The sequence below is a fragment of the Aquiflexum sp. genome, from assembly GCF_041749095.1.
Taxonomy (GTDB): domain Bacteria; phylum Bacteroidota; class Bacteroidia; order Cytophagales; family Cyclobacteriaceae; genus Aquiflexum.
Genome location: NZ_JBGTCA010000470.1, coordinates 1 through 4,316 on the forward strand (window position 1 = coordinate 1; position 4,316 = coordinate 4,316).

Annotated in this window: 5 protein-coding genes and 1 pseudogene; 1 reads left to right on the forward strand and 5 read right to left on the reverse strand. The window is 39.0% G+C overall.

Annotated elements, in window-relative coordinates; genetic code table 11:
• From ACEW8O_RS21245 to ACEW8O_RS21265, 5 genes and pseudogenes are all read right to left on the reverse strand, one after another.
• Nucleotides 1-239, reverse strand: a pseudogene (locus ACEW8O_RS21245) (ferritin-like domain-containing protein); the annotation flags it as partial.
• A gap of 18 nt (nucleotides 240-257) precedes the next feature.
• On the reverse strand, nucleotides 258-995 hold the full coding sequence (locus tag ACEW8O_RS21250; RefSeq protein WP_373496636.1) for a ferritin-like domain-containing protein: 738 nt from the start codon (nucleotides 993-995) through the stop codon (nucleotides 258-260).
• Between the two features lie 589 nt (nucleotides 996-1,584).
• On the reverse strand, nucleotides 1,585-2,217 hold the full coding sequence (locus ACEW8O_RS21255; RefSeq protein ID WP_373496637.1) for an ATP-binding protein: 633 nt from the start codon (nucleotides 2,215-2,217) through the stop codon (nucleotides 1,585-1,587).
• A 42-nt stretch (nucleotides 2,218-2,259) separates the two neighbouring features.
• Nucleotides 2,260-2,718 (reverse strand): AAA family ATPase, encoded by a 459-nt coding sequence (locus ACEW8O_RS21260; protein WP_373496638.1) that lies wholly within the window; start codon nucleotides 2,716-2,718, stop codon nucleotides 2,260-2,262.
• A 205-nt stretch (nucleotides 2,719-2,923) separates the two neighbouring features.
• A complete protein-coding gene (locus tag ACEW8O_RS21265) occupies nucleotides 2,924-3,448 on the reverse strand; it encodes a macro domain-containing protein (RefSeq protein WP_373496639.1) in 525 nt (174 codons plus the stop codon).
• Nucleotides 3,449-3,649: 201 nt separating this feature from the next.
• Here ACEW8O_RS21265 and ACEW8O_RS21270 point away from each other — a divergent pair, with 201 nt between their 5' ends.
• Complete coding sequence (locus ACEW8O_RS21270; RefSeq protein ID WP_373496640.1) at nucleotides 3,650-4,246, forward strand: YceI family protein; 597 nt, start codon at nucleotides 3,650-3,652, stop codon at nucleotides 4,244-4,246.
• Nucleotides 4,247-4,316: the final 70 nt, after the last annotated feature.

Consider the following 4,316-nt stretch of genomic DNA (forward strand, 5'->3'; position numbering starts at 1 on the left):
TAAAATTCTGCTTCCAGAAACTCCAAGAGCAGGGCAAAGTTCAACACATCCAATACCGATACCGAACCTTGGGCATAGGCTTTATTGCTGGCAACAGAAGCCAATCCTACAGGAACGGCCGCCATCGCAATATTTTTACCAAAGTTGGTCAACTTTTTGAAAGCCTCTCTTCTGGTAGTAAATCCATCAAGTTCGTTTGTCTTGATGTTATACATATTTAATACTTCTAAAATATTCATGACAAATTCTGCTTAAGTTTAAGATTTAGGTAACTGGTTTGCAATGATTTTATTGACGATAAAAGGCGATGCTGCTTCTAACACCATATTCGGTGTAAATGCCCTGTCAAGGCCATTGGCATCGATGATATCGCTTCCTGCGAATGACTTAGGGTCACTGTCAAAAATGCTCCTGATGGCAGCCGCATGACGGGCTTCCACAGAAACGATCTTACCTGCGATCAACAATAAATCCGCACTCTCCAACAATTGTCCCGCTCCATTATAAGCGGCTACACCCAGATCTTCAAAAACCTTGGCTGTGCCCAATACGCTGTCCCTGCTGCTGAAGTCCACTGAACTGAAATCAAATGTCAGGTCGATGATGGCATCTTTACCAAGCGCTGCCTTCAGAAAATCCCTATGCGCCACTTCATGGTTTTTAAGATCTTCCATAATCACCATTTCTTCTGCAGAAATCCCATTGTAAGGATTTGCTACTACTAACAAATAAAAGGCAGCTTCCAATTGCTCCAATGTAAATGCATAATTTAGAATACCTGTATCTCCTTTGCCAAGAGGTACGGCCCTGTTCTGTGGTCCCCCAGCAGCTTTTCTCATTTGCCCGGGAAGTGCTTCAAAGACTTCCTGACAACCTGACAATACTAGACCGGAAACGGCTAATGTTGCCCCGCCGAATTTTAGAAAATCCCTCCGATTACCTTTAGATCGGAAGGCCATGGTGCTGTCTCCATTTGTTTTAATTGGTTTTGACATGATCATAGATTTTTTTGGTTAATAAAATAGTTTAAGTAATACCAGTCAGGCAGCAATAAACTGTCTTCCCATTCAGAAATTGGATCGCCATAAATGACGAATTATATATAGCTATTACGCTCTAACTGCTTATCAAAAAGATGAAAAAGTTAATTCACAAAAGATTTACTTTAAATATAGATAATCTTAATCCCATCTTCCAATTAATATGTAAATCATGTAATTATTTAATCTCAAAATGATACAAAAGGAAGAAATTCCGGTAAATCCAGGTAATTCCCAATTATTCAAAGCTTTACTTAATACTGTGTTAAAAGCTGTTTTTTTACTTTTGTAATTTGTTTTTTGATATACGAAGTGGAGATCGTTGTTGGATTTACCCCTCTTGAAAAAAAATATTGGGTCTAAAAACCGTATGATAGCAGAGGTTTTAAAATCTGTATCCGTCAAAAAAAATAAAGCTGTGATAAAATTGGAAATCCGTCTGAGGTGCAGATGAATTTCCCATCTAATAGAATAGAAAGGGGTTAGTGACTATTTTAAAGTATTCAATGTACTGTCAGGGGATGTTTTATTTTTTATAAATATGCTATTGTATCCAATCCAGATAATTTCCCTTTTCAATCAATTCCCATTTTGCTTCCGGGTAAGCTTTGGCAAAGGCCACAGGAATTTTTGCTTTGGATTTTCCCCATTTACATTCAAATGACTGCATCTGTTGCTGGCTGTCGATTTCCAATAAATCCAGTTCCTGTCCGTCATAAGTTCTCCAAAAACAGTATTGTGGATAATGGCTTTGTGAGGCATTGAACTTGATTCTTTCATAGATGAAATACTGTTCCCAAAGAGCACCAAGATCATTTCTCAGATGTAATGGGCTAAAATTATTGATAAGGGCATTTCGGATTCCATTGTCATGGAAATACCATTTTTTACTTTTTGAGACTTCTTTTCTTAGATTTTGGCTATATCCCCCCAAGGGAAAAATAATAAAGACCTTGGAGAGCAAATCCATATATCTTTCCACTGTTTCTTTATTGATCTGAAGACTGTTTCCAAGTTCTACCGTACTGACCTGACTTCCTACCTGCCAAGCTAACAGTTTTAGAAGCTTGATCAGGATATCGGATCCTTTTACATTGGTCAATGCCAGAAGATCCTTTAGGAGGTAGGAATTTACCATGGATTTGAGATACTCTTCCTTCTCATCCAGAATATCCACCTAGGTCAATTCAGGATAACTTCCATATAACAGTCTTTCGGATTATCTGTTGGCGGTTTCTAAAAGATTTTCGGATTTCGCAAATTCGGTTTGTGCCAATGGGAAAAGTTGATATTCTTTTTGCCTGCCGACCAACGGTTCACCTGCATCATTGACCAAATCCAAACTGCTGCTTCCCGTGGCAATAATGGTGATACCTTTCACATTGTCTATCATTAGCTTTAAGATTTTCCCAATGTTGGGAACTGCTTGCGCTTCATCTATGATCACAAGTTTCTTTTCACCGATCAATTGGCGATAATTTGCTACAGTACGTATTTGAAGTAATTCGGCCACCTGAATGTCTTCACCCAATAAAATTAAAGACTCCTCTTGATGATTTTCGTGTAAATTTTCGATGATTGTAGTTTTTCCTGTTCTTCTACTACCATATAGCATCAATACTTTTTGCTTGCCGATTTGGGATTCTAATTTATCTTGAAGATAACGTCTATATTCCATTTTATGTTAATTAGGCTGGTTAACCAGCGCAATTTATATAAATTAGGCGGTTTATCCAGCGCAATTTATATAAATTAGGCGGTTTTGGGAAATATGAAAGAAATTAGAAGGAGGTACGGTTCATTTTAAAAAAAATTATCCTCGCATTCAAACATCCCTATTGTTACCAATAACATCATTAGCGGGTTGTGCAATAGACCTCCTATCAGGTCACCACTTTAAGTTTTTCGGTATATATTTTCAGGTCTTCTTCACTGTACAATACAAATCGGATAAGCCTGAGGTAACGGGTCTCTTGACACTGATCTCGGATTGCTTTCAATGCAATATCGGTAGCCTCCCCAAACGGATACCCAAAAGCCCCTGTGGATATTGCTGGGAAGGCAATTGAGGTGATTTTGTATTCTTCTGACCGTCTGATGGCATTCCGGTAACAATCCCCAAGCAACAGGTCGGATGGCCGGTCCACGCCATAGACAGGCCCCAGGCAATGGATGATGTATTGGTTGGGAAGATGATGGGCACCGGTAATGACGGCCTCTCCGGGCCGGAGGGGCGCCCACTGTCCGGTTTCTTCCTCCAGATCGGGTCCGGCAGCTTGGTGTATTGCCCCCGCCACTCCCCCACCGGTTCTCAACTGTGCGTTGGCCGCATTGACAATGGCTGTAATATCCGGTTGGTCGGCAATGTTGCCCCTGATGGCCTCAATGGTAATATTTTCAATATCCATTCTGTAAAAATACAGATTAACCTGACAGTTTTTTGATCTGCTAATCAAAAAGGTAAATCCGTACAAATCCAAAAAACATCACTTCATCACCGAATTTAGGAATTGGTGGAAAGCGTTTAAACCTTTTTTCCTTTAAAAGGTCTAAACCCTAGGTTTACAAAAATCCTTACCCTCTTTTAATTTAAAAAAACAATCGCAACCATGAAACTGATTACCATCTATTCCTTGATTACCATTTTAATTACCGCTGTATTTACAGGCCATGAAGACAATTCCCCGGCGATAGTCAGTATTTCCGAAAGCACCGTTTCCTGGAACGCCAAAAAGGTTACCGGTGAACATTATGGAAAAGTCCAGATTTCTAATGCCCAATTGGATTATCTAAACGGAAAAATCCGAGGAGGCTCATTCGAAATGGATATGACCACTATCACCGTGGAGGATATCACAGATGCCAACTCAAATGCAAGATTGACCAATCATTTGAAATCCGATGATTTCTTTTCAGTGGAAAAATTCAACAATTCATCCTTCAAAATTACCGAAGCCAAATCATCCAATGGAAAGGATTATCAGATTACAGGAAATCTGATTATCAAAGGAATCAGCAACCCGGTTACATTTCCGGCAAAAGTAGATGTGCAGGGAGAAAAAATCATAGCCACAGCCAGCATTGTTTTTGACCGTACCAAATTTGACATCAAATACCGTTCAGGCAATTATTTTGAAAATCTTGCTGACAAGTTGATCTATGATGATGTGAGTTTGGAAGTGAAATTGGTGGCATTGAATCAATAATTATAAAAAGTAAATAATTACAGGTTATTTTAGGCTGTCCTATTTAAAGGGCAGTCTTTTTTGTTTTTAA

Bases quoted from the DNA above. Each gene is read 5' to 3' on its own strand.
- ACEW8O_RS21250 (WP_373496636.1), bottom strand. From the start codon at position 995: ATGTCAAAACCAATTAAAACAAATGGAGACAGCACCATGGCCTTCCGA.
- ACEW8O_RS21260 (WP_373496638.1), bottom strand. From the start codon at position 2,718: ATGGAATATAGACGTTATCTTCAAGATAAATTAGAATCCCAAATCGGC.
- ACEW8O_RS21265 (WP_373496639.1), bottom strand. From the start codon at position 3,448: ATGGATATTGAAAATATTACCATTGAGGCCATCAGGGGCAACATTGCC.
- ACEW8O_RS21270 (WP_373496640.1), top strand. From the start codon at position 3,650: ATGAAACTGATTACCATCTATTCCTTGATTACCATTTTAATTACCGCT.